Below are 25318 nucleotides of genomic sequence, written 5' to 3' on the forward strand. Positions count from 1 at the left end.
CTGCCTCGGAGGCGCGGCGGAGGATCGCTTATGCCGCTGTGATCCCCCGGGCGGCGAGCTGGTCTTCCACGTACACCGGCCGGCAGGCGAAAAAACCGCCGATGGCGACGACGACCAAGGCCGCGGTGGTGGCGGCGGTGGGCCACGCCCAGCCGGCGGCGTGGTCGTGCAGCAGGCCCACGAAGAACGGCCCACCGCAGGCCAGGGTGTAGCCGGCACCCTGCCCAAACGACGACAGGCTTGTCGCACCCAGCATGGTGCGGGCGCGAATGTTCACCAGGGTGAGCCCCATGGGGAACGCGCAGGGCCCCAGGGAGGACAGCACCACCCACACCCAGGGGGCGGACATGGGATTGGTGGCGATGCCGATGTTGCCGACGACGAACATGATGAGGAACGCCACCATCGCCGGGTAGGGGTTGGTGAAGCGCCCCACCAGCCAGGGGCCGATGAAGGCCAGTGATAGGCCCAGACCCGCCCACACCGACAGCATGAGTGCGGCGAACTGGGGTGTGGCCCCGCCGTCGACGTACATCTGCGGCAGGAAGAGCATCATCGCGTAGGTGGCGAAAGACGTGAACCCGAACATGGTGGCCAGGCCCCAGCCGACGGGGGTGCGCCACACCGGCAGGCTGGAGGGGGCGGCCGAGGCCTTCGCCGCCACCGCCGAACGCGGCATGCCCAGCAGTGGCAGCCAGGCGGTTGCCGCGAGCACGCCGAGGATGCTCCAGGCGCCGAGGCTGATGCGCCAGCCGTGTCCGCCGGTGGCGGCATCACCGGCGGCGGCCAGCGGCTCCGCGAGCAGCGGCGCCATGGACATGCCCACCTGCATGGTCACCAGGTACCCCATCGACCAGGCGGGCACCCGGGTGGGGAAGAAGGCACGCACCGCCAGCGGCACGAGCGCGTTGGCGATACCGATCGCGAACAGGGCGAGCAGGGAACCCGCAAACATGCCCGGCACCGTCGGCACGAGGACGCGGAGCAACTGGCCCAAGGCGGTGAGCACCATGCCGGCGCAGAGCGCCCGGGGGATGGTGAGGATTTTGAGAATCTTTGGGCTCACCAGGGCGGAGACCGCGAACATGGCGGTGGGGATCATGCCGACGAGACCCACCTGGGTGGTCGTCATACCCAGGTCGGCGGTGATCCGCGGCAGCAGTGGGGAAAGCCCCGTGACGGCGGCGCGCATGTTCAGTGCGGTGAGCACGATCGCGATGCCGGCGACAATGAGGATGCGGGCAGGCGTCGGCGCGCCGGTGGGCTGGGCTGGGGTAGACACGATGCCACATTGTAGGCCCCGGTGCGTCTTTCCCGTGCGCCCGGGGCGACAGTGAACGCGCGCAAACGCCGGCACCCCCACCGCAAGGATGCGGGTGGGGGTGCATGCGGGGCGTGCGTGGTGGGTCTAGTTCACCACGGTGCCGGTATTGGCGGTGGCTTCCGCCGCCGGCACGGGGGAGGCGTACCAGGCGCCGGACTTCTCGTCCTTCGTCAGCTTCAGCGGCTGGGTGATGTCGGTGACCTCCCAGGCGTTGGAGGACTTGCACAGGTCGAAGCGGTCGAGCGCGTAGGTGCGCAGCGTGGTCTCCCCACGGGGGGTGAGGAACACCAGCGCGGAGCGATCCGTGTAGCCGTCCTCCGGGTACTTCGCGGGCGCTTGGGTACCCAGCGTGCGGGCCAGTTGCTTCGCGGTGGTCTCCGGGCAGACCACCAGGTAGCGGTCCTGGTCATCCAGGTGGCCCAGGGTGACGGTGACCTGGGTTTGCTCGGAGTGCTCGATATCGCCGAACGCGAGATCCTTGCTCAGCTCCGCGCAGCTCACCAACCCCAGGGCGAGGCAGAGGAGGGCACCGCCCGCAGCAGCGCGGGCGGTGGTGCGCTTAGGCGCCACGGTGGGCACGGAACCAGGTGATGAGCTCATCGGTGGAGGCATCGCCGGAATCGACGGCAACGTCCCCATCGACGGCGGGCAGCAGGTCGCCGGCCTGCTTCTTGCCGAGCTCCACACCCCACTGGTCGAAGGAGTTGATGTCCCAAATGACACCCTCGACGAAGACGATGTGCTCGTAGAGGGCGATCAGGGAGCCCAGGATGAAGGGGGTGAGTTCCTCGGCGAGGATCGTGGTGGTGGGGCGGTTGCCCGGCATCACCTTGTGGGTGACCAAGTCGACCGGCACGCCTTCGGCGGAGATCTCCTGCTCGTTCTTGCCGAACGCCAGCACCTTCGTCTGCGCGAAGAAGTTGCTCATGAGCAGGTTGTGCATGCTGCCGGTGCCGTCGGCGGTCGGCAGGTCCTGGCGGGGGCGGGCGAAACCGATGAAGTCGGCGGGCACCATGCGGGTGCCCTGGTGCAGCAGCTGGAAGAAGGCGTGCTGGCCGTTGGTGCCCGGCTCACCCCAGTAGATTTCACCGGTGTCCACGGTGACGGCGGAGCCGTCGCGGCGCACCGACTTGCCGTTGGATTCCATGGTGAGCTGCTGCAGGTAGGCGGGGAAGCGGGCCAGGTCCTGCGAGTAGGGCAGCACCGCGTGGGTTTCTGCGCCATAGAAGTCCCCGTACCAGACGTTGAGCAGCGCCATGAGCACCGGCAGGTTCTTGTCGAAGTCGGCGGTGCGGAAGTGCTCGTCCATGGCGTGGAAGCCGTCGAGGAACCGCATGAAGTCCATGGGGCCGATGACCGCCATGAGCGACAGGCCGATGGCGGAGTCGACGGAGTAGCGGCCGCCCACCCAGTCCCAGAAACCAAACATGTTGCGGGTGTCGATGCCGAACTCGGCGACCTTCTCTGCGTTGGTGGACACCGCCACGAAGTGCTTCGCGACAGCGGCCTCGTCGCCGAAGGCATCAAGGATCCAGCGCTTCGCCGCGTGGGCGTTCGCCAGGGTTTCCTGGGTGGTGAACGTCTTGGAGGCCACGACGAACAGGGTGGAGTTCGGGTCGAGGTCATCGACCTTGGCGTGGAAGTCTGCCGGGTCGACGTTGGAGACGAAGCGGGCGGAAATACCTGCGGTTGCTTCGCAGCGCAGCGCCTGCACCGCCATCGCCGGGCCCAGGTCGGAGCCGCCGATACCAATGTTGACGATCGTCTTGATGGTGTGGCCGGTGTAGCCCAGCCACTCCCCGGAGCGCAGGGCGTGCGCGAAGTCCCGCATGCGGGAGAGCACATCGTGCACGTCCGCGGCGACGTCCTGGCCGTCGACCTCGAGGGACTGCTCCACCGGCAGGCGCAGCGCGGTGTGCAGCACCGCACGGTCCTCGGTGTTGTTGATGTGCACGCCGCCGAACATCTCCTCGGTGCGCTGCTTCAACCCGGCAGCCTCAGCCAGCTCGATGAGCAGGGCGAGGGTGTCAGTGGTGACGAGGTTCTTCGACAGGTCCGCGTGCAGGCCGGCGGCGTCGAAGGTCAGCTTCTCGGCGCGGGCGGCATCGGCGGCAAACAGGTCGCGCAGGGTGGTGTTCGCCATCTCGGTGTGGTGGGTGGCGAGCTTCTGCCACTGCTCAGTGGAGGAAATGTCAAAAGACATGTCAGGTTCATTCCTTACACATAAGGTGTTGTCGTCGTCGCCCGCGCGCCCCGACGCGCACAATCGCCACCCTGCCAGGTGTTCAGGGGTGTTCTCCCGGGGCGAGTGTGATGGAGGACCGTGAGAGGGGTGCTCCATGGGCACCCGCCGGGGCGGGATGGGTGTGGGATTGTGTGGGGTGTGTGGGTGTCGGCGGAGTCGACGTTGTCCGGAAACCAATCTAGTCGCCCAACCCACACGCGACCACCGCGCGGGCCCACACCGCGGGCGAGAGTGTGAGTTAGGCCAGTTCAGGGCGGGCCGGGGAGATGGAACACACATCCAGTGTGGGGGCGGCTGGCGGGGAGTTGCCGGTCGCCGCACTCCGGCACCAGACGCCTGCGCGAGTGTGGGAACGGGCGGAAAACCACACAACCGGACCTGCCGGTGGGGTGCGGGGGAGAAATGGGGGAGATCTCAGAGAAGGGGTGGTGCGTGCGGGGGTGGTGTGTCGCAGACCATTGACAGCGCCGCAGCGGGCGCGCACAGTGGTGGCATGAGTGCCACCAGCAATAGTGACCACACGACGTACCCCCTCGACTTGGCCCCGGAGTTGCTCGCCCAGCTGGAGGAGGCCGCCCGCGAACACCACGTCGCGGTCGCCGACCTCATGGTGGAGGTTTTGGGCGAATATGTGCGCTGGGAACGCCTGGCGCGCCTGCGCGGACAGTCTGATGTGACCACCGGCCCGCAGGACTTCACCTCCTGGGCGGAGCAGGTGGAGTTCTTCCACGCCCGCCTGCGCCAGCGCGCGGCCGCCCCCGCCGGCCTGCCGAACCGCGACCTGCCCGCCGTGGAGCCGGCGTCGCCGCCCGCCCCCGAGCACTAGCGACGGCGGAGGCGCGCTCCGAGCGGGGCGCGCCGCCGGATGCCGGGGTCTTAGGAGCCCAGCTTGCCGCGCCCCATGCGCAGCAACAGGTTCGCCAGGGCCGGACCCTCTTCACCAATTTCCTCCCGGAACTGGTTGATGATGGCGACCTCCCGGGTGTGCACGAGCTTCGTGCCGCCGGACCCCATCCGGGTGCGGCCAATCGCGCGGGAGACTTCACTGCGGCGCTTCACCGCGTCCAGGATCACCCGGTCGAGGCGGTCGATTTCCTGCCGGTACTGCTGGATCTCCGCATCAGACAAGGGGTCATCCGTGCCGGTGGGCATGCGGATGTCGAAAGGCTCCTGGGTGGCGGTGTCGGGGGTAGCGGTGGTGTCACCGTCGTGGGCGTTCATGGTGCACCATTGTGCCACAGTGTGGGCCCCGCAGTGCCCGATATTTTCCACCCGTGCGCTGCGGGAAACTGGGTGTCTCCCGCCCGTGGTGGGGCCCGGGTGGCGGGGCAGCGCACCCAGGTGTGTGCATGGTTGCGCGGGGCTCCTTCGTGGCGAGCAAGTCTCGAACGACTGTTCCCAGCTGTGAGGATGCCAATTGCGGCACAGACCTGTAGGTTTGATAATCACTATGGTGTCTCAGGATTCGAACTCCACCCCCTTCCGCCCGGCCCGTGCGCGCGACGCCGCCGACAATCCTTTTGCGGGCGCCCGCGACGGCGGCGCGCATCCTTTCGCCGCTGGGCGTCCGTCCGCCGCCGGCGGCTACCCGGGTGGGGAACAGCCCGGCGTGCGGGCCGTGCCGGTGGAGCAGCTCCTCGAGGGGCTCAACCCGCAGCAGCGCGCCGCCGTGGAGCACACCGGCAGCCCCCTGCTCATCGTGGCGGGTGCGGGATCCGGGAAGACGGCGGTGCTCACCCGCCGGATCGCTTATCTGTTGGCGGCCCGGGGCGTGGCCCCCTGGCAGGTGCTTGCCATCACCTTCACCAACAAGGCCGCCACGGAGATGCGGGAACGTGTCGCCCAACTCATTGGCCCCATCGCGGAACGCATGTGGGTATCCACGTTCCACTCGACGTGTGTGCGGATCCTGCGGCAGCAGGCGCACCTGGTGGACGGTCTGAACACCAACTTCTCCATCTACGACTCGGATGATTCGCTGCGGCTGATCAACCAGATCATCAAAGACCGCCAGCTCGACATCAAGAAGTTCACCCCGCGCGGCGTGGCCAACGGCATTTCGAATTGGAAGAACGAACTCGTAGGTCCTGAGGAAGCCGCCGGCGTGGAGGCCACGGGCGCGGACCCCTACCGCCGCACCATCGCCGAGATCTACGCCGACTATCAGCGGCAGCTGCGGCAGGCGAACGCCGTCGACTTCGACGATCTCATTGCTGAGGTCGTCAGTATCCTGCAGCGCCACCCGGATGTGGCGGAGTACTACCGCCGGCGGTTCCGCCACGTACTCATCGACGAGTATCAGGACACCAACCACGCCCAGTATGTGTTGGTGAGTGAATTGGTGGGCCGGGTGCCGACGACGAGCGGGCTGCAGCCCTCCGAGCTGTGTGTGGTGGGCGACGCCGACCAGTCGATCTATGCCTTCCGTGGGGCGACGATTCGCAACATTGAAGAATTTGAGCGCGACTACCCCCAGGCCCGCACGATTGTGCTGGAGCAGAATTACCGTTCTACGCAGACGATCCTGGATGCGGCCAACGCGGTCATTGCCCGCAATGATGGCCGCCGGGAGAAGCGCCTGTGGACTGCTGAGGGGGCCGGGGAGCCGATTGTCGGCTACGTGGCCGACAACGAGCACGACGAGGCCCGCTTCATCGCCGGCGAGATCGACGAACTGGCGGACAAGGGCATCGCCTTCGGGCAGATGGCCGTGATGTACCGCACCAACAGTTCCTCCCGCGCCCTGGAAGACGTGTTTATTCGCTCCGGGATTCCCTACAAGGTTGTCGGCGGCACCCGCTTCTACGAGCGGAAAGAAATCCGCGACATCGTCGCCTACCTGCGCCTGCTCGACAACGAGGAGGACACGGTGAGCCTGCGGCGCATCATCAACACCCCACGCCGCGGCATCGGCGATAAGGCGGTGTCCACGGTGACGATGTACGCCGACTCCCACCAGCTCAGCTTCGCGCAGGCGCTCAGCGCCGCCGCGGCCGGGCAGATTGATGGCCTGGCGACGCGCTCGAAGACGGCGATTGCGAATTTTGTGCAGATGATGGACTCGCTGCGCATGGCGGCACTGGCCGCCCGGGACGCCACCACCGGCTACCCGGATCTGGGCCAGGTCGTCACGGATGTTCTGGAGGCCACCGGCTACCGGGATGAATTGATGAAGTCCAACGATCCTCAGGACATGACGCGGCTGGATAACGTCAACGAGCTCGTGGCGGTGGCCCGCGAGTTCGCCTCCGAGGCGGCGAACCTGCGCGCCTACGAGGAGATGGACTCCGGTTCCCGGGCGGCTGTCGCCCGCGCCCTCGCCCAGGACGAGAACTCCGGCATCGCCCCGAGCGATGGTGCGGCGGAGGACTTCGTCGTCGACCTCGATGACGGGCAGCCCGAACCCGGCAGCCTGGCCGCGTTCCTGGAACGCGTGTCCCTCGTCGCCGACTCCGATCAGCTCCCCGAGGGCCAGGACCAGGTTGTCACCCTCATGACGCTGCACACGGCGAAGGGCTTGGAGTTCCCCGTCGTGTTCTCCGTCGGCTGGGAGGACGGCATGTTCCCCCACACCCGTTCCCTCGGCGACCCGGAGGAGCTGCAGGAGGAACGCCGCCTCGCCTACGTCGGTATCACCCGTGCGGGTAAGCGTCTCTACATCACCCGCGCCATGATGCGCTCCGCGTGGGGCAACCCCATGACGAATCCGCCGTCGCGTTTCCTGCAGGAAATCCCCACTGAGCTCATCGAGTGGCGCCGCGAGGAGCCCTACTACGACTCCGGCGACGACTGGGGCTCAAGCGGCTGGGGCGGCGGCTGGGGGAGTTCCTCCGGCGGCTACCACCGCAGTGGTTCCTCTGGTGGTGCGCGCTCCGGGTGGGGGCAGAAGCCCTCGGCGAGGAAGCAGCCCCGTGGCGGGATTCCGAAGGCGAACGTCGGGAAGCTGGATCTGCAGCTGGCCGCCGGTGATCGGGTCGTGCACGACAAGTACGGTCTCGGCACGGTGGAGGAAGTCAACCGTGGTGCCCCCGCCGATACGGCGGTGATCAACTTCGGTTCCTCCGGCACCATCCGCCTCATGCTGTTGGGTAACGTCCCGATCCAGAAGCTCTAAGCGCTCGAGTGCGGCTGAGTGTTGCCGCAGCCGCGCGCCGAGTGCCCCCTTCCCCGATGCCTGTGGGGCGTGGGGGAGTGTTCGGCGCGTGAAGCCCCTGGCGTGGGCCCTGTCGGTGCCCACAGGCCGCCTGGTCCGCCGTCTGGCTCAATTGCGCGAGGCGGCAACAGCGAAGGCCCCACACGCGGGGTGCGTGTGGGGCCTTGAAGCGTGAAGAAGCTGCTGCGGTGTGCGGGGGAACGTCTTAGACGTTGATGCCGCGCTCTGCGAGCCACGGCACGGGGTCGATCGCGCCGCCACCACCGGGGTGAACCTCGAAGTGGAGGTGCACGCCAGTGGAGAAGCCGCGAGAACCCATGCCCGCAATCTTGGTGCCGGCAGTGACCTGCTGGCCGACGGAGACGTCGATGGTTTCCATGTGGCCGTAGACGGTGATGGTGCCGTCCTCGTGCTGGATGCGCACCCACTGGCCAAAACCGGAGGCCGGGCCCGCGTCGATGACGGTGCCGTCCTCGACGGCGACGATCGGGGTGCCCAGCGAGTTGGCGATGTCGATGCCGGCGTGGAGGGTGCCCCAGCGCATGCCGTACCCGGAGGTCAGGATGCCTTCGGCGGGCTTGACGGCCTGCGGCGCGCGGGCGGCCTCGTCGGCGGCTTTGCGCTCGCCGGCGTACTGGATGGCCTTGGTCACCTGGTCGGCGAGGTTCGCGACCGGCTTAAACTCGGCGATCTCGAGGATCTGCGGGGCAGAGTCGATGATGATCTGCGCGTCGTCGGCGGCCAACTCATAGGAGGGGGCGACGGGGGCTTCGGCAGGAGCCTGGGCGTGGGCGACAGCTGCGCCTGCGGCGGCGGCAGAGCCGGCGGCACCGGTGGCGACGGCCAGCAGGGCTGCAGCGCCCTTCGTGGAGTGCGAGACGCTCGTCTTGCGGTGTGCGCCTGCACTGCTGCGCTGAGCCTGCTTCTGCATTGAAAGCCTCTTCCTCAGGTTCTTCACTACCGGGATCACGGTGGTTGTTGTCTGTGGCATCCGCCGGGTGTGACGTGATGCTGTCGAGTGGACCACATGCAATCGTGACCATCCCGTTATCTAACGAGAGTCAACGATAACGGTTTGGTTGCGGTCCGGCAACCCTTTTTGGAAAAAATGCGGCTCGAACTTCACGTCGTGGCGTTCAGTCTGAACGTTACGGTCGTTATCGAATTGTTATTGAACGTCGGGTGGGTGGCGTGCGTGTGGGTGTGGTGCGGGCGTGGCTGCGAAGTTGGTGACATCCTTGGGCACGCCTTAACCACAGGGCTGCGTCTGCGTGGCACAGTGGTTCGATGTGAGTAAGAAGACAAGCCCACAGGCACGTTCGGGACGAAGTCCGCGCCCCGTGGCGCGCCCCACGAAGGCGGCGCGGGCGCGCGCGAAAGCGGCCCGGGCGAAGGCTCCGGCAACCCCTGCGGCGGCCGCTGGCGGCTCGTGGAAGGCGTTGCTTCAGGGCTTCGCCTTGCCGTCCCTCATCCTCAATGTGATAGTGGTCACGCTTGTGATTGCTGTGGCTCTTGTGGCGTTGCTGGTCACCGGCTCGTCCTTCGTGGCGCTGCCCGCCACCATCGCGCAGCTCTTCCTCGTCACCATGACCGCCCCCGTCGCGAGCCGCGACACGGCCCTCGGGGTGGTGCCGCTGCTGCCGGGCCTCATCGTGTGCCTGGCGACCGCCCGCCGCGTGCGCGGCGTCATCGGGGGCCGCATCACCCTGCGGCAGTTGGGCGTGCTCATGGTGGCGACCATCGGCATCCCCCTGCTGCTCACGCTCGTGGCGGCGGGCATGCTCCTCGACGCGGCGACAGTGCTGCCCGTCGGCACCCCGCCCATGGGGCAGGCGCTGGGCCGCGTCGCCATCCTGGAGGTCATCGCCTTCGTTGCCGGCGGCGGGGTGAAACTGTGCGCGGCACTGGCCCGCAAGTTCCGCATCCCCGAGTTCCTCGTCCACGGCATCGCCCTGGGCGCGAAGTTCCTCACCGCGATGCTCATCGCCTGGTTCGTGCTCGCAAGCGTGGCGCTGGGGTTGCACTGGTCGGAGGCATCGACGTTCCTCCACGCCTTCAGCGGTGCTCCCGCCTGGGTCGGCAACATCGGGCTCGCTGCCCTCTATATCCCCACCGCCGCCGTCGTGGGACTCGTCCTCGGCAGCCTGGGCTACATCCTCGTCGGCGACACCTTCGTGGCCCTCGGACAGGAGACCATCCTCCAGGCCCCGCTGCCGCCGATGCTGTGGTTCGCCGCCGTTCCCCAGCACTCCTGGGAACAGTGGCAGCGCCTCGGACTGGCCGGGCTTGTCGGCGTCGTCATCGCCGCCGTCATCGTCTACCGGGCACCCCGCACCAGCCCCACCTGGGCCACCGTGCTTGGCCAGCTGTTCACCGCCCTGGTGAGCATCGTCGTCGGTCTCGGCGTGCTGTTGTTCTTCACCGTTGGGCAGATGGGTGTTCTCGGGACCCTGAGTGCGTCCTACTGGCCGGCAGCACTGTCCCTGGCGAGCTTCTTCGCTGCCGGTGCCCTCATCGCCCTGTTCATCACCATCGCCCGCGACAACCGCCGCACCACCACCGCAGCAGCCAGCACGGCCAGCGGTGCCGCCGCGACGGCCGCTGATGCCGCCGCTGAGGACGAGGACGTCGCGGTCGAGACCGCAGACACTGTCGACACCGCCGCCGAGGCGCGCGACGACACCGCAGCAGCCCCCACAGTAAGCGCGGAGAATGAGGACGTGAGCGTGGCCGACGCGGAGGCTCTCGCCGTCGACGACGAAGACGCCTCCGAGGCTCAGGCCAGTGAGCCCGCCGAGAACGCAGACGACGCGGACGATGCTGCTGCGGATAGCGACGCAGATGCTGGGGTGGAGGACCCCGATGCTGAGGTTGAGGCCGACGCCGACGTTGCCGCAGACGCCGGGGATGATGCCGACGCCGATGACGAGGTGCCTGGAGAGGTGTCCGCCACGGGCGGGGTCGACTCCGTTGAGGGCACCGCTGCCGATCACGACGCCGCCGAGGACATCGCTGCCGCTGAGGATGTCGACGACGATGCGCTGGCCGACGCCGACGCCGGCGGCGTGCACGCAGAGGCGGACGACCTGCACGACGCGGCGGAGGCAGCGGACACCGACTCCGGGGACCCGGATGCAGGTGATGAGGACTCCGAGACCGCCCATGACGGTGCGCCCGCAGCCACCCCGGAGGGGGCTGGCGAGCCCACTGCCGACGACAGCGAGTCGGAGATGGACGAGTCCGCGCCGCGCACGACCATCAAGGACGAACTCAACGCCCTGCGCGCCGCCCGCGAGCGCGCCGAGGCCCAGCGCGAGGACGAGTAGCCACCCAGCCCCCTCACCGGCTGGTTGTGCCCCGAGACATTAAGGCTGCGCGCCTGTGGTGCTCGGGGCACAGCTGTCTGCGGGGATCGTGGGGCGGGCCGCGGACTGAGCGACCTGAGATAGGTGCGGGGCGATATGTGCGGTGCTGGCTACGGGTGGCCGGTGTCGATCGGGGCACCGAGGTGGTGTGCGCTGTGGGATTTTTCCTCCCCACCGCACTGGGGTGACAGCACTTGGTGTGGGTGGCTGCTGCAGGGCCAGTGAGAGGCGCGCGCGTGGTGTGTGACGTGGTGTTTTGGCCCGTGGCTGCCGGGTGATTCGGCGGCCTTCGTGAGGGCACGTGAGGGGGTTGTTCGGGTGGTGCGGGGGTAGCCGCTGCCCCCGCCGCGAGTTTCCTGCTGGCCGTGTGTGCTCGTCTAGGATGTTGTCCGTGACCTCAGCGACGACAGGTGACCACCCAACCGCACAGACACCGGCTGCGCCCGCAGCCGCACCCACCGCAACCCCCGTGGCGGGCGACGTCGTGCGGGTCGTGATTCTGGCCTCCGGGGCGGGCACCTTGGCCGACGCCATCATGCGCGGGGCGGCCGCCCCCACCCCCGGCACCCGCTATGAGGTCGTTGGCCTCGTCAGCGACACCCAGTGCGCGGCCCTCGACAAGGCCGCCGCCCGGGGTGTGCCGACAGCCCAGGTGCCGCTGAGCGCGGGCGCGGATCGTGCCGCGTGGAACGTGGCGTTGGCGTCCGCGGTGGGGGAGTACCACCCCGACCTGGTGGTGTCTGCTGGTTTCATGCGGATCCTTGGCGAGGGGTTCCTCGCCGCCTTCGCACCCCGCATCATCAATACGCATCCCGCCCTGCTGCCCGCCTTCCCTGGCGCGCACGCGGTGCGGGATGCGCTGCATTATGGGGTGCAGGTCACCGGATCCACGGTGCATGTGGTGGACGGCGGGGTCGATACCGGCCCCATCATCGCCCAGCGCCCCGTCGAGGTGCTCCCCGGGGATACCGAGGAGGTGCTGCACGAACGCATCAAGGTCGTGGAGCGCGCCCTCATCGTCTCCGTGTTGCGCAACGACCCGCTGGCCGCCATCGCGGCGGCGACACGGCGGCGCGCACCCCAGTAGTTCTCCCACCCTGCTCACCCTGCTGCGGCAGGTGAGTGTGGCTGTGTTCCCCCCCCGGTCACCTGTGTCAGTCCAGGTCACCACCCCCATTCCTACGAAGTGAAAGCGACGGCGAGTAGAAGCCCCATGAGTGATGACGTGAAAGCCATCAAGCGCGCGCTGGTCAGCGTGTACGACAAGACCGGGCTGGAGGATCTGGCCCGGGCGCTAGCCGACCATGGGGTGGAGATCGTCTCCACCGGGTCGACGGCGAAGACGATCGCCGCCCTCGGGATCGACGTCACCCCCGTGGAGAGCCTCACCGGGTTCCCCGAGTGCCTGGAGGGCCGGGTGAAGACCCTGCACCCGCGGGTGCATGCCGGCATCCTGGCGGATACCCGCAAGGAGGATCACCTGGCGCAGCTGGCCGAGCTGGAGATCTCCCCCTTCCAGCTGGTGGTGGTCAACCTCTACCCGTTTACCGAGACGGTGGCCTCGGGCGCGGACTTCGATGCCTGCGTGGAGCAGATCGATATCGGCGGGCCGTCGATGGTGCGCGCCGCCGCGAAGAACCACCCGAGTGTCGCTGTGGTGGTCGACCCGGCCCGCTACGGGGAGGTCGCTGAGGCGGTGGCCGCGGGAGGGTTTACCCGCGCGCAGCGCACCCAGCTGGCGGTCGACGCGTTCCGCCACACCGCCGCCTACGACGTGGCGGTGGCGACCTGGATGGGGGAGCAGACCTCCACGGAGGAGTATCAGCCGTGGATGGGGATGAGCCTCAACCTGGCGCACACGCTGCGCTACGGGGAGAACCCCCACCAGTCGGCGGCGCTCTACGTCGACCCCGCGGAGCACGGCGGCCTGGCGTACGCCCGCCAGCTCCACGGCAAGGAGATGAGCTACAACAACTACACCGACTCCGATGCGGCGTGGCGTGCCGCGTGGGATCATGAGCGCCCCTGCGTGGCGATCATCAAGCACGCCAACCCCTGCGGCATTGCTGTGAGCGACGAGTCGATTGCGGCCGCCCACCGGGCCGCCCACGCCTGCGATTCGGTGTCCGCCTTCGGTGGCGTCATCGCCGCCAACCGTGAGGTCACCGTGGAGATGGCGCAGCAGGTCGCCGACATCTTCACCGAGGTCATCATCGCCCCCTCCTACGCCGAGGGCGCGGTGGAGCTGCTGGCGCAGAAGAAGAACATCCGCATCCTGCAGGCCGAGGCCCCGCAGCGGGCCGGCCGGGAGCTGCGGCAGGTCTCCGGGGGCATGCTCGTGCAGCAGCGCGACCTCGTCGACGCCGACGGAGACGCGGTCGCCAACTGGACGCTGGCCGCAGGCGAGCCCGCCGACGAGGCCACCCTGAAGGAGCTGGAGTTCGCGTGGCGCGCGGTGCGTGCTGTGAAGTCGAACGCCATCCTACTGTCCCGCGACGGCGCCACCGTCGGTGTCGGCATGGGGCAGGTCAACCGAGTGGATTCCGCCCGTCTCGCCGTGCAGCGCGCGGGCGAGGAGCGCGCCCGTGGCGCGGTGGCGGCCTCGGACGCGTTCTTCCCCTTCGCCGATGGCTTCGAAGTGCTTGCCAAGGCGGGCGTGCGCGCCGTCGTGCAGCCGGGTGGTTCCATCCGCGACGCCGAGGTCATTGAGGCCGCCACTGCGGCCGGTGTGACCATGTACCTCACGGGTGCCCGCCACTTCGCGCACTAAACACCCACTGGGCACCACACTGGTGCCACCCCCGGCCCCGGGCGCCGACCGGTGATGGCGCGCCCGGGGCCGTCGTGTGTGTACAGCCGCGTGCATCTCAGCACCGCTCACGGTGGGGCGGCGGCCTTCTCGCGGGGGTGCTGCGCGACGGGCGGGTGCGGCATACTGGGACCAGTAGTCCCTGCCCGCGCCAGCGGCGGGGACACCCCCGCCCGTCATCCGCCGTTGGAAGGAACCCCCTGGTGCCCACGATGAACCCCGGCCCCGCTGTCCTGTTCGCGCCCGCGAACCGCCCGGAGCGTTTCGCCAAAGCGGTCGCCGCCGCCGACACCGTGATCCTCGACCTGGAGGACGGTGCCGGGGCACACGATCGCGACACCGCCCGCCGGAACGTGGTGACCAGTGCCCTCGACCCCGACACCACCATCGTGCGGGTGTGCGGCCCCGACGACCCCGGCTTCGCCGCCGACATCGCCGCCGTGCGGGAAACGAACTACCACACGATCATGGTGCCGAAGGTGCAGGCAGCACTGCCGCCGGAGTGCGACGGCTTTGAGGTCATCGCCATGATCGAAACCCCCCTGGCGGTCCTTCACGCGGAGGATATTGCCGCCGACCCGCGGGTCGTGGGCCTGTTCTGGGGTGCGGAAGACCTCACCCAGTTCCTCGGGGGCACGCACTCCCGTTACCTGCCGGACGAAGGCGCACCGGCGGATCGGCCCGGCCCCTACCGCACCACCATGATGCTGGCGCGCAGCCTCATGCACCTGCACGCCGCCGCCCACGGCAAGTATGTGCTCGATGCGGTGCACGCGGACTTCCGCGACGAGCAGGGCCAGTTTGAGGAGGCCGCCGATGCCGCCCGCAGCGGCTTCATGGGCACCTGCTGCATTCACCCCGCCCAGGTGGCGACCATCCGCCGGGCGTACGCCCCGGACCCGGCCCAGGTGGAGTGGGCGCGCCGCGTGGTGGCGGGCGCGGCACAGCACCCGGGCGCGTTCAAGCTGGACGGGGAAATGATTGACGCCCCGCTCATCGCGCAGGCCCAGCGCATCGTGGCCCGCGCCGAGCACATGGCCTAAGCACCCAGGCGGCAGCCACACTCCGCCTCACGCAGCGAAGCGCCCCAGCAGGGACACGAGGAACGTGTTCTGGTGGGGCGCTGGCATGCGCGCACCCGGGACCCGCTGAGCGTGGGGTGCTGGTGCTACTGCGGGGATGGGGGTGTTACTGCTCTGCGGCCTCGGCCAGCACGCGCGTCGTCCACTCCACCCGCTCGGCGGGGTGCTCGGCACCGAGGACCGTCAGTGCCGCGTCGGCGAGCATGACCGCCTCCTCCGGCAGGGAGTGCCCGGAGACATCGAAGGGGGCGGTGCCGTTGTTGGGGCGCATCTCGGTCACCGTCTGCGACAGCAGGAACGGCAACTGGGCGCGCGTATCCCCGGCGCCCACGATCTCCTCCGCCAGGTCCGTGAACACGGCGGCCAGCTGGTGGCGTTCGTGGTGGAACTCCTCGAACTCCTCACTGACGGCAATCGGCAGCTGGTACAGCCGGCCCAGGTTCCAGCGGGAACTCATGAGCAGACGGGCTTCGGCGGCCACCAGGGCCCACAGCCGCAGCTCCGGGGAAGCATCCGTCGACGGGGCGGCGAGGCGCTCCGCGATCGCGAGGGAGGGCTCCGTGGTGGACTTCAACAAGGAGATGAAGATGTCCGCCTTGGAGGGGAAGTGGTAGTACAGGGAGGCCTGCCGAATCCCCACCGCGTCCGCGATCTGGTGCGTGGAGGTCGTGGCGTAGCCCTGGGTGGTGAACAGCTCCGCGGAGGCGTCCAGGATTTCCTCCCGGGCGGTGGACCCTTTGCGGCGGGGGCTGTGCTTGCGGGGGCGTCCGACGCTGCCGGCCATTAGTGCTCTCCCTCTGCGCGGGCATCAGCCGCGGCTTGCTGGGTCGTGGGGCCAGAGTGCAACGCACTGGCCACAGGTGGGGTGACGCTGGAGTGGTAGGTGGTCTGCGCCGTGGGCGCAGCACCCGGTGGGGCGGATCGTGCGGCGACGCTGCGGGCCACATCGGCCACCGCTCTGGCACTCGCACCAAGCAGAGTGCGCTGGATCGGCGGCAAGTCAGCAAACAATTGTTGCTTCACCGGCATGCCGTTGGCCCACAGGAACAGGTAGGTGTCCATGCCCGCCACCCACGCCTGGCGCAAGGCGTCGGCTTCCGCGGGTTCCACCACCCCGGCGGCGGCCGCGACCGCCAAGCGGGTGGGGGTGTGGGTGCTGCGGGCACCGGCGGCAAACCCCGCCCAGCGCGCCAGCCGGGCTGCGGGCACCACGAGGTGCTCCCGAATGTCGAACCACGACTCCTTGTCCGGCAGCCCCGATTTCACGACCACCGCCGGAGGCCGGTGCGCGAGCGCATCGTCGCGCAGGATCGTGGCCACATCCGCGACCCCGCAGGTTTTCTCTGCTGCGGCGTGAATAGCGAAGTTCCCCCAGGTGCCGGCATCGTTGATGAGACCGAGGGTTTCCGCATCGCGGGACGCCACCGCCTCCCGGGCGATGTCCTGCCAGCCGGCAGCAGTCGCCGCCGGCAGCGGGGTGCGGACCGTGAGCCCGGCGGAGGTCAACAGCTCGGCGGCGAAGTCCTGCGCCGCGGCAGTGCCCCACGTCAGCAGCCGCACGCGGGAGTCGACGAGGCCCTCCAAACGGCCGAAGGCACCGGAGGGGTAGAACTGGGTGCCGCAGCCCACGGAGGCAATAACGGCGGGGGAGTTGATGACATCGACGACGATGCGGGACAACCATGCACCCAGCTCCGTGGCGTCGCCCGCGTGGCGTGCCGACTGGCGCAGCACATCGTAGGCGTCCGCCAGCACCCCGCGTGCCATCGGCAGGGAGGAACAGGTGGGCGCCTCAGCGGCCAGCTGATACAAAGACTCGTGCAGCATGCGAAGAAACCTTTCACGAGAAGACAACGCGCGGACAGAGGCGGACGAACAAGAGAGCAGGGGTATGGGGGTGCCCGTGGCGGGAAAGGGCCGACACCGAACCACCCGAGCACGCACCACCGCGACGGGCGGGACGCGCTGGACGTCGGCGTGGTCGGCCGGTGGCAGTTCCCCATATCCTAGCGCCGCCTGGACGGGCAGGACGGCGGACGCTCTGTACGGCGGCGATGATTCCTGCTGCAGGCGCGAAGCAGCGGTGGGGTTGCGGCGGAGGTACCAAAAAACCCACCCGCCGAGAACACTCGGAGGTGGGTTGTTTGGGGTGGCATCAACACTGCGCACAGTGTGGTGGCAGTGGACGCCCGGCCCCACAATGTGGGGCTAAAAGGCTGTCAAAACTGTCCCTTTGTACAACCGTCGTGCTTAGCGGTTCGTGAACGGCAGGAGAGCCATCTCACGGGCGTTCTTCACGGCGGTAGCAACCTGACGCTGCTGCTGCGGGGTCAGGCCGGTGACGCGACGAGAACGGATCTTGCCACGATCAGAGAGGAACAGGGAGAGGGTCTCGGTGTCCTTGTAGTCCACCGAGGTGATGCCCTTGACCTTGAGCGGGTTCTTCTTGGGGCGGCGGGACTGCTCCATCCGCGCCTTCTTCATGTTGGTGCGCTTCATTAGAAAACTCCCTTACCAGCTGGACTTACGAACGCCGGGCAGCTCACCGCGGTGAGCCATCTCACGGACACGGACACGAGAGAGACCGAACTTGCGCAGGTAACCACGCGGACGGCCGTCGGCAGCGTCGCGGTTACGAACGCGCACCGGGGAGGCGTCACGCGGCTGGCGGTTCAGCTCGTACTGAGCATCCAGACGCTCTTCGTCGGTGGAGTTGGGGTTCTTGATGATGGCCTTGAGCTCGTTGCGGCGCTCCGCGTAGCGGGCGACGATTTCCTTGCGCTGCTCGTTCTTGGCGATCTTCGACTTCTTAGCCATGAATTATCGCTCCTCGCGGAATTCGACGTGCTTGCGGGCGATCGGATCGTACTTCTTCAGGGTCATACGGTCCGGGTTGTTTCGCTTGTTCTTACGGGTGACGTAGGTGTAACCGGTGCCAGCCGTAGACTTCAGCTTGATGATCGGACGAATATCGTTACGTGCCATCTGTTAGATCTTCTCCCCACGTGCACGGATCGCAGCAACGACAGACTCGATGCCGTCGCGGTCGATAACCTTCAGGCCCTTGGTGGACACAGTCAGGGTGATGGTACGGCCCTCAGAGGGCAGGAAGAACTTGCGGCGCTGCACGTTGGGATTCCAACGGCGGTTGGTGCGCCGGTGCGAGTGCGAGACAGACTTGCCGAAACCCGGCTGACGTCCCGTGACCTGGCAAATTGCCGACATGGACTTTCTTTCTCCTAGCCGCCCACGTGCAACGGTGGCCGCAGCCGCACCAGAGGAAAAATCATCTCCGGGGCGCGGCCATGCCAGCTGACGGGGCGTTAAACGAACATTTTGACAACAGCAAGGGACAACCATACAGGTATGCCCGAGCGTTTGCCTAATCGACCAAGCCGCACGTGGCCACGATCGGCGCCTCTGTCACTCGCCGTCCGTGCCGCGGGTGCGTGTTGCGCCATGTCGGCCGTGGCGAAAGTGACAACTGGGGGAGAAGTGTCGGTGGGGCAGTCCTTGGGAGGATGTCGTGCGGGACCAGTCCTGCGGGACGTGGTGGCGCCCGGTTGTGGGGACTGCGTGTGGGTGTGACCCACCGTCGAAACGTCCCTGAGCCTAAAGCAGTGTGTGTCCAAATGCTGCGCACAACACACCGGCGATGTCTGCCCGTGCCTCACGGGCAGTCGCTGGCGGCCGCCGGGGTGGCCTGTGGGGGACGGTCCCTTCGATGGGGCGTGGTCCCGCAGCGTTCCTATATATATGTGGCGCTCGAGGGGTGGCTATCGCGGTGTTGGAGTCGGGTGTTGGCTGAATTTTTGCTGCGCGGTCTCCGAGTGGTCGTAGTGTGCGCGCCCTGCCGAGTCTGTCGCGAGGTACTCGCGGCGATTGCTGTTGGGCAGGTGCTCACGCCGGCCGCGGTTGGGGCGAGTCGCTATCTCCATCGCCTTTTGCAGCGTCGGCGCGCCGCGCAACGAACCCGGTTGGTTGAGGTGTGCTCGTCCGCGCGCTGGTGCGCGCAATCCCGAAAGATGCGTTTGTTTTCTCGCTAGGGTCCCTCTCGTCGCGGTGCTGTCTGGGCGCTGCTGTGTTGGGCCCTGGGTGGGTCCACAGTGAGGCGCCCTGTCATCGCGCCACGGCGTTCACACTGTGTCAGGTTGCCGTGAAAAGCTCTGGCGTCGCCGTGTCGATGGGGTGTGTTGGTGGCCGGTTGGTGGGCGGCTGCGGGGTAGTGGGCGGGGGTGGGTTAGGTTTTTGCCCGCGTTGTCTGTAGGATTTCCAAGAGTTGCCCAACTTCTGGGCTCCGCTCGTAGACGCCTTTCGCGCGTTCACCAGTGCCTTCCCCGCTGAGTTCTCGTGCACACGCTCAGCTCGCGGGTCATGATGGTTCCCCGCTGACTTCCAGGGAGCTCGCTGGTGGCGAAAGGTTTTTGTGAATCCCGGCGGCTTGTAACAGGGATCGCTCTCCACATCAGGTGGATGAGGTCTACGGTAATGGTCAACCTTATTGAAGGATCGTTAATGAAGAAGGATATCCACCCTGACTACCACCCGGTGGTCTTCCAGGATGCCGGCACGGGTTTCAAGTTCCTGACCCGTTCCACCGCCACCTCTCAGCGCACCGTTGAGTGGGAAGATGGCAACGAGTACCCGCTGATCGTCGTGGACGTCACCAGCGAGTCCCACCCGTTCTGGACCGGCGCTCAGCGTGTCATGGACACCGCTGGTCGTGTCGAGAAGTTCCAGCGTCGTTACGGCAACCGCGCTCGCCGCGCGAAGAAAGACTAAAGGAGGGAAAGAAAAATGGCAGTTCCGAAGCGTCGCATGTCGCGTGCTAACACCCACTCTCGCCGCTCTCAGTGGAAGGCCGACAATGTCGCCCTCCAGGAGGTCAAGATCGACGGCCGCACTCACCTGATCCCGCGCCGCCTGGTCAAGGCAGCTCAGCTGGGTCTCGTCGAGGTCGAGCAGTTCTAAGACTTCGTGAGCCTGTCGCCTCCGTGTGAGGTGACACGAGTTCCATCGCAGCCCGTTCTCCCTTGTCTGGGAGGGCGGGCTGCGTGCATGTTGCGGTCTGTGGTGTCGGGGGTGGTGCATCAGTGGCACGTGTACCCGGATAGGGAGTGGGGAGTGGCGGGGCGCTGAGCGATCTTGATCGATGGTCAGTCTTATCAGGGGCTTCTTAAGTGCTGTTGAGGTTTTTCTTGGGGTCGTGGCTGTGGGTGTGGTGTACGCCTCTGGTGGGGGTTTTCTGGCAGGTTATCGCCGGTTGAATCGCTCTCAGTAGAGTAAGCTTTTCAGAGTCTGTTCTACCCTGCGTCAATTCGCATATGTCCGCTGGTGCTCTACCTGGGTGGAGTGCGGGCGGGGTGGAACCAGTGATGGTGTTTTCCGCGATGCGGGTGCGGCCGTGTCCGGCCACAGGTGTTGCCTGTGGTCCTTGCGCGCCGTACTGCCCTCCTTTGTGACCTACGCCCGTGTGCGGTTGATGCGCGCGGGTGCCGGGTTTTTCGTTTCTTTTCTTGGTACAGCAGAAGGCGCAATGAAGATTCTTGTTGTTGATGACGAGCAGGCCGTCCGGGAGTCCCTGCGGCGCTCGTTGACGTTCAATGGCTACACGGTCGTCCTCGCTGAGGACGGCGAGCATGCGTTGCGCGTGATTGATGCTGAGCAGCCGGATCTCGTGATCCTGGATGTGATGATGCCGCGCCTGGATGGTCTACAGGTGTGCCGGACGCTGCGCGGCAATGGTGACGACCGCCCGATTCTCGTGCTCACCGCCCGTGATGGGGTCTCTGATCGTGTGGCCGGCCTGGATGCGGGGGCCGATGATTACCTCCCGAAGCCTTTCGCCTTGGAGGAGCTTCTCGCGCGGGTGCGCAGCTTGCTGCGCCGCGCCGCGGCCGATGCGTCGGTGTCGTCGAATTCGGCGCGGCTGGCGTTTTCTGATCTGCGCCTCGACCCGGAGACCCGCAGCGTGACGCGGGGGGATCGGCAGATTTCGCTCACGCGCACGGAGTTCGCGCTCCTGGAGTTGCTCATGCGCTCGCCGCGGCGGGTGCTGTCCCGGGCGGCGATCCTGGAGGAGGTGTGGGGCTATGATTTCCCCACCTCCGGCAACGCGTTGGAGGTGTACATTGGGTACCTGCGTCGCAAAACGGAGGCGGCTGGTGAGCCGCGTCTGATTCACACGGTCCGCGGCGTGGGTTATGTGTTGCGGGAGACTGCTCCGTGATTTTGAGAAAGACATCTGGGCTGCAGGCCCCTGAGGCCCCGGGTAAGGGGTCTCGGCGGAGTTCGCTGCGGTGGCAACTGTCGGTCGTGACCGCCTCGATGGTGGCGCTGGCCGTGGTTGTGATGTCGGTGGTGGCGTATTGGACGGTGTCCGCGTCGCTGTCGAACCAGGTCGATTCTGAACTGGATGAGAAGGCGAACTCGCTGTTGAGTAAGTCCTTCGATCCGAATTTCCTCGTCAATCCCGGCGCGGAGATCGCAATGTTTAAGGTGTATAACCCGGACATTCGCATCGCCTACTTCGGGGCCGGGGCGGTGGCTGGTGTCGGCGATCCCATCGATTTCCAGGACGAGGCTGCGGTGCTGCAGAACGAGAAGGACCGCACCGTGCGCACCGCGGGTAACGAGCGCATCCTCGCGAAGCGGAACGCCGCGGGCGCGCGCGTCATCCTCGCCCAGGACATGGGCTCAACACACCAGATGATTAGCTCCCTGGGTATTGTGCTGCTGCTCATCGGTGGCTTGGGCGTGCTCGTGGCGATTGCTGCGGGTGCGGTGGCCGCGTCCGCGGGGCTGCGGCCGGTCAAGCGTTTGCAGAATGCGGTCGACTACGTGGCCCGCACTGATGACTTGCGCCCGATTTCGGTGGAGGGCACCGACGAGATCGCACAGCTGACGAATTCCTTCAACGGGATGCTCAGCGCCCTGCAGGCCTCCCGGCACCGGCAGACGGAGCTGGTGGCCGATGCCGGCCACGAGCTGAAGACGCCGCTGACGTCGCTGCGCACCAACATTGAGCTGCTCATGATGGTCAGCCAGGCGGGTTCCGCGCAGATCGCGGAGCAGGACCGCCGCGACCTGGAACGCGACGTCATCGCCCAGCTCGATGAGCTGTCCACCCTGGTCGGCGACCTCGTGGATTTGGCCCGCGAAGACGGTCCGGAGAAGGACTTCGAAGTCGTCGACCTCATGGAGACCGTCGAGACTTCCCTGGAGCGGGTGCAGCGCCGCCGCTCCGATGTGACTTTCGATGTGGCGTACCAGCCCTGGTTCGTCGAAGGCGACCCCTTCGCCCTGGGCCGGGCGGTGCTCAACCTGCTGGACAATGCGGCGAAGTGGTCGCCCGGGGATGGTGTCGTCCGCGTCGTCATGAAGGAGGTCGGCGATCAGCTGGTGCTGACGATCTCCGACTCGGGCCCCGGTATCCCCGTCGGCGAGCGGGAGAAGGTCTTCGAGCGTTTCTACCGCTCCATCCAGTCCCGCTCCATGCCGGGCAGCGGCCTGGGCCTGGCGATCGTCAAGCAGGTCGTCAACCGCCACAACGGCACCGTTGTCGCCGGCGAAAGCTCCGACGGCGGCACCATGATGACCGTGACGTTGCCGGGCGCCCCCAGCGCCGAGGATCTCACCAAGGCGCCGCAGGGGCCGAAGGGCGGCAGCGGCTGGGGTTTCGCCTTCGGCACCCGCGAGGCAGGCGCTGCCGCCCGCGAGCCCAAGAACTAACCGCACCGCCCGCGTGGCAACGAACAACCCCCGGAGGGCACCTCCGGGGGTTGTGCTGTGCGCCAGGCACCTATCGTGGGCGGCGCACGCGCAGGATTGTGGCCTGAGCTGGGCTTCTACCGTGGGTGTGGTAGAGGGCATATCCTTTCAGGAAATCGGAAACTTTCTCCTAAGCTCCTGCCGAACTCATCCCAGTGCCTGCGCAGACGCGCGGCGCATTCTAGACCGCATGAACGAGCACACCACGCCCATGAATCCCGCACACGATTCCACCACCCCGCAGCCCGCTGCGGCGCACCCCGGCCAGGTGCCGCAGCCGCACCCGGCGAACCCCTACCGCGACGCGCAGCCGACGCAGGAGATCCCGGTGGCTGACTTTGATACCCCGGCCAACCCTTACGGCCCGGCCGCCCAGGCCCCTCGGGAGGGCGCGCACCGCGCCCAGGAAGCACCCGCCGCGCTCATCCCGGAGGAGGCGGTCCCGCTCGCGGGTCCCGCCGGGGGTGTGGCCCAGCCTGAGGTGCGCCCGAAGCGCACGGTCGGCTTGGCGACCGCGCTGTCGATGATGCTCGTTGGGTCGATCGCCGCCGGCACGATCACTGGTGTCGTCGTGGCGGGGCAGCAGGACACCTCCTCCACGAACGTGGTTAACGCACTGGGGGAGCAGCCGCAGATTCACCGCACCGCCACCAGCACGCCCGGCTCGGTGGAGGAGGTGGCGGCGAACGTGCTGCCCACCGTGGTGAGCATCAAGGTGGCCTCCCCGCAGGCCGTCGATGAGGGCTCCGGGTCGATTATTTCCTCCGATGGGTACGTGCTCACCAACATGCACGTGGTGAAGAACGCCGCCGACGGTGGCCAGATGCTCGTGCAGCTCAACGACGGCCGCTCCTTCGAGGCGGACTTCGTTGCCGGCGACACCTCCTACGACATTGCGGTCATTAAGCTGCGCGGCGCGGAGGATCTGCCGGTCATCAGCTTCGGTAATAGCGATGAGGTGCGTGTCGGCCAGCAGGTCGTCGCGATCGGTTCCCCGCTGGGCCTGTCCGCGACGGTGACCAGCGGTATCGTCTCCGCGCTCAACCGCCCGGTGCGGGCCTCCGGGCAGCAGGGCGGCGAAAGCTCGCTCATTGACGCCATCCAGACGGATGCGGCCATCAACCCGGGTAACTCCGGCGGCCCGCTCGTCGATATGTCCGGCAACCTGATTGGCATGAACTCGGTCATCGCCTCCATGGCGCAGATCAATGGTGAGGCCGGCAGCATCGGCCTCGGGTTCGCGATCCCCGTCAACCAGGCCCGCAAGATCGCCCAGCAGCTCATCGAGGACGGCCACGTCACCACCCCGAAGATTGGTGTGCGCCTCGCCCCGGGTTCCCGGGTCTCCGGCGCGCTCGTCGGCCAGGTGGACCCGGATTCCCCCGCGGAGGAAGCGGGCATCCGCCCCGGCGACGTCATCCTCGCGGTCGATGACCGGCAGACGGACTCGGCCGACGCGCTCATCGCGGCGATTCGTTCCCACGACTTCGGCGACACCATCACCCTGAAGGTCGCGGATCGGGATTCCGGAAACGACATCCGCGAAGTCACCATCACGCTAAGCTAGAGCACACTGACCGATGATTGTTCCCCGGGCGCGTGGACTGCGGTGGATGCGCCCGGGACCCGAGTAGATGTTTCACCCTTTCCGATTGGATTGACCGCTATGGACACCACGCCCGCCACCCCCGTCGACCTGGATGCGATTGCCGAGCCCGATGATGCGGTGCTCGCCGCGATGGAGACCGGGCAGGCGGTGCGCCGCGCCCTCGTGGTGCTCGTGGGTGACTCTGTGGGGGATCCGCAAGACACCGCCCGCCTCGTGACGGAATTGCTCCTGGAGGCCGAGTTCACCGTCGATGCGGTACTCGGCGTGGAGCCGAAGATGAAGACCATCCGCAAGGCCCTGGAGACCGCCGTGGTGGGCGGCGCCGATCTCGTGCTCACCATTGGTGGCACGGGCGTGGGGCCGTCGAATAAGACCCCGGATGCGACGCGGGTGGTGCTCGACCAGATTCTGCCCGGCGTGTCCCAGGCGCTGCGGGCCAGCGGCCTGGCGTGTGGCGCGATCGATGCGGGCACCTCCCGCGGCATTGCGGGCGTGTCGGGGTCGACGATGATCGTCAACCTCGCGCCCTCGCGCTCCGCGATCCGCGACGGCATGGCGACCCTGGGGCCGCTGGTGCACCACGTGCTCGACCAGCTCGACCAGTGGACCTGCGAGTAGCACCCACCGATGGCTGACTCGCATGGACAACCCACGCCCCGCCGCCGGCAGCGCCGGGCCCCCTCCCGCACCGATGTCCCCCGTGGCGGCGACCCCACCCCGCCGTGGCTGGGGGAGACGCAGACGCGCACGGACGTCGGGTTATCCCGCAGCTTCTATGAGGAGAACACCCCGCCCCACCACGGCGCCTAAGCCGCGCACACAGACACACACCCGCACCGTCACGACTGCTCGTGCGACGGTGCGGGTGTTTCTTCGCCGGGAGAAGAAAAACGCGCCGCACCCGGTGCCCTGTGTGAAGGGCGGGTGCGGCGCTTAGCGGCGTCCTCGCGCTCTCACTACC

At 67.5% G+C, this 25318-nt stretch carries 24 protein-coding genes; 13 read left to right on the forward strand and 11 right to left on the reverse strand.

All coding sequences use genetic code 11. From position 1 onward, the window contains the following. Positions 1-28: 28 nt before the first annotated feature. The 3 genes from C1Y63_RS08475 to pgi form a co-directional block, all read right to left on the reverse strand. Complete coding sequence (locus C1Y63_RS08475; RefSeq protein ID WP_233195651.1) at positions 29-1282, reverse strand: MFS transporter; 1254 nt, start codon at positions 1280-1282, stop codon at positions 29-31. 126 nt (positions 1283-1408) lie between these two features. Beyond that, positions 1409-1894: a hypothetical protein gene (locus C1Y63_RS08480; protein WP_146128906.1), complete on the reverse strand. Its 486-nt coding sequence runs from the start codon at positions 1892-1894 to the stop codon at positions 1409-1411. Continuing rightward, the gene (gene pgi / locus C1Y63_RS08485; protein ID WP_106016030.1) at positions 1884-3527 is read right to left on the reverse strand and encodes a glucose-6-phosphate isomerase; all 1644 of its coding nucleotides are present in this window, start codon (positions 3525-3527) and stop codon (positions 1884-1886) included. Before pgi ends, C1Y63_RS08480 begins: the two co-directional genes overlap by 11 nt. A gap of 535 nt (positions 3528-4062) precedes the next feature. Between pgi and C1Y63_RS08490 the strand changes: the two genes are divergently transcribed. Beyond that, the gene (locus tag C1Y63_RS08490; RefSeq protein WP_146128907.1) at positions 4063-4395 is read left to right on the forward strand and encodes a hypothetical protein; all 333 of its coding nucleotides are present in this window, start codon (positions 4063-4065) and stop codon (positions 4393-4395) included. Between the two features lie 50 nt (positions 4396-4445). On the opposite strand, the gene C1Y63_RS08495 is transcribed toward C1Y63_RS08490, so the two are convergent. Next, positions 4446-4808: a chorismate mutase gene (locus C1Y63_RS08495; protein WP_369831038.1), complete on the reverse strand. Its 363-nt coding sequence runs from the start codon at positions 4806-4808 to the stop codon at positions 4446-4448. A gap of 211 nt (positions 4809-5019) precedes the next feature. On the opposite strand from C1Y63_RS08495, the gene C1Y63_RS08500 reads away from it, so the two are divergent. Beyond that, positions 5020-7683 (forward strand): UvrD-helicase domain-containing protein, encoded by a 2664-nt coding sequence (locus C1Y63_RS08500; protein WP_106016033.1) that lies wholly within the window; start codon positions 5020-5022, stop codon positions 7681-7683. 244 nt (positions 7684-7927) lie between these two features. Here the strand turns inward: C1Y63_RS08500 and C1Y63_RS08505 are convergent, their stop codons facing one another. After that, positions 7928-8653, reverse strand: a complete 726-nt coding sequence (locus C1Y63_RS08505) for a M23 family metallopeptidase (RefSeq protein ID WP_106016034.1) — start codon at positions 8651-8653, stop codon at positions 7928-7930. A 409-nt stretch (positions 8654-9062) separates the two neighbouring features. Here C1Y63_RS08505 and C1Y63_RS08510 point away from each other — a divergent pair, with 409 nt between their 5' ends. The 4 genes from C1Y63_RS08510 to C1Y63_RS08525 all read left to right on the forward strand — a co-directional run bounded on the left by C1Y63_RS08510 (position 9063) and on the right by C1Y63_RS08525 (position 14939). Further along, positions 9063-11048, forward strand: coding sequence for a hypothetical protein (locus C1Y63_RS08510; protein ID WP_106016035.1), 1986 nt, complete (start codon positions 9063-9065; stop codon positions 11046-11048). 508 nt (positions 11049-11556) lie between these two features. Next, positions 11557-12174 carry a phosphoribosylglycinamide formyltransferase gene (gene purN / locus C1Y63_RS08515; protein WP_233195657.1) on the forward strand — a complete coding sequence of 206 codons (618 nt, stop codon included), beginning with the start codon at positions 11557-11559 and terminating at the stop codon, positions 12172-12174. A gap of 126 nt (positions 12175-12300) precedes the next feature. Beyond that, positions 12301-13857, forward strand: coding sequence for a bifunctional phosphoribosylaminoimidazolecarboxamide formyltransferase/IMP cyclohydrolase (gene purH, locus C1Y63_RS08520; protein ID WP_106016037.1), 1557 nt, complete (start codon positions 12301-12303; stop codon positions 13855-13857). Between the two features lie 251 nt (positions 13858-14108). Then, positions 14109-14939: a CoA ester lyase gene (locus tag C1Y63_RS08525; RefSeq protein WP_106016053.1), complete on the forward strand. Its 831-nt coding sequence runs from the start codon at positions 14109-14111 to the stop codon at positions 14937-14939. A 145-nt stretch (positions 14940-15084) separates the two neighbouring features. Here the strand turns inward: C1Y63_RS08525 and C1Y63_RS08530 are convergent, their stop codons facing one another. The 6 genes from C1Y63_RS08530 to rpmB all read right to left on the reverse strand — a co-directional run bounded on the left by C1Y63_RS08530 (position 15085) and on the right by rpmB (position 18203). Next, entirely contained in the window at positions 15085-15762 is a 678-nt protein-coding gene (locus C1Y63_RS08530; protein WP_106016038.1) for a TetR/AcrR family transcriptional regulator, read from the reverse strand. Beyond that, the gene (locus tag C1Y63_RS08535; protein WP_106016039.1) at positions 15762-16805 is read right to left on the reverse strand and encodes a putative nucleotidyltransferase substrate binding domain-containing protein; all 1044 of its coding nucleotides are present in this window, start codon (positions 16803-16805) and stop codon (positions 15762-15764) included. Before C1Y63_RS08535 ends, C1Y63_RS08530 begins: the two co-directional genes overlap by 1 nt. Positions 16806-17228: 423 nt before the next feature. Then, on the reverse strand, positions 17229-17477 hold the full coding sequence (gene rpsR, locus C1Y63_RS08540) for a 30S ribosomal protein S18 (RefSeq protein WP_106016040.1): 249 nt from the start codon (positions 17475-17477) through the stop codon (positions 17229-17231). A gap of 12 nt (positions 17478-17489) precedes the next feature. After that, entirely contained in the window at positions 17490-17795 is a 306-nt protein-coding gene (gene rpsN / locus C1Y63_RS08545) for a 30S ribosomal protein S14 (protein WP_075725345.1), read from the reverse strand. A 3-nt stretch (positions 17796-17798) separates the two neighbouring features. After that, positions 17799-17963, reverse strand: coding sequence for a 50S ribosomal protein L33 (gene rpmG / locus C1Y63_RS08550; protein ID WP_027013145.1), 165 nt, complete (start codon positions 17961-17963; stop codon positions 17799-17801). Positions 17964-17966: 3 nt separating this feature from the next. After that, on the reverse strand, positions 17967-18203 hold the full coding sequence (gene rpmB / locus C1Y63_RS08555; protein ID WP_075725347.1) for a 50S ribosomal protein L28: 237 nt from the start codon (positions 18201-18203) through the stop codon (positions 17967-17969). Between the two features lie 1290 nt (positions 18204-19493). Here rpmB and C1Y63_RS08560 point away from each other — a divergent pair. The 7 genes from C1Y63_RS08560 (at position 19494) to C1Y63_RS12535 (ending at position 25167) form a co-directional block, all read left to right on the forward strand. After that, positions 19494-19760 carry a type B 50S ribosomal protein L31 gene (locus tag C1Y63_RS08560; RefSeq protein WP_106016041.1) on the forward strand — a complete coding sequence of 89 codons (267 nt, stop codon included), beginning with the start codon at positions 19494-19496 and terminating at the stop codon, positions 19758-19760. 15 nt (positions 19761-19775) lie between these two features. After that, complete coding sequence (gene rpmF / locus C1Y63_RS08565; protein ID WP_106016042.1) at positions 19776-19949, forward strand: 50S ribosomal protein L32; 174 nt, start codon at positions 19776-19778, stop codon at positions 19947-19949. Positions 19950-20514: 565 nt separating this feature from the next. Then, complete coding sequence (locus tag C1Y63_RS08570) at positions 20515-21207, forward strand: response regulator transcription factor (protein ID WP_106016043.1); 693 nt, start codon at positions 20515-20517, stop codon at positions 21205-21207. A gap of 86 nt (positions 21208-21293) precedes the next feature. Next, positions 21294-22709, forward strand: coding sequence for a HAMP domain-containing sensor histidine kinase (locus tag C1Y63_RS08575; RefSeq protein ID WP_233195652.1), 1416 nt, complete (start codon positions 21294-21296; stop codon positions 22707-22709). 229 nt (positions 22710-22938) lie between these two features. Beyond that, positions 22939-24315: a S1C family serine protease gene (locus C1Y63_RS08580; RefSeq protein ID WP_233195653.1), complete on the forward strand. Its 1377-nt coding sequence runs from the start codon at positions 22939-22941 to the stop codon at positions 24313-24315. 99 nt (positions 24316-24414) lie between these two features. After that, positions 24415-24975 (forward strand): molybdenum cofactor biosynthesis protein B, encoded by a 561-nt coding sequence (locus C1Y63_RS08585; protein ID WP_106016044.1) that lies wholly within the window; start codon positions 24415-24417, stop codon positions 24973-24975. Between the two features lie 9 nt (positions 24976-24984). Next, on the forward strand, positions 24985-25167 hold the full coding sequence (locus tag C1Y63_RS12535) for a hypothetical protein (RefSeq protein ID WP_146128908.1): 183 nt from the start codon (positions 24985-24987) through the stop codon (positions 25165-25167). Positions 25168-25318 lie beyond the last annotated feature (151 nt).

Source organism: Corynebacterium sp. 13CS0277, from assembly GCF_002994655.1.
Classification (GTDB): Bacteria; Actinomycetota; Actinomycetes; order Mycobacteriales; family Mycobacteriaceae; genus Corynebacterium.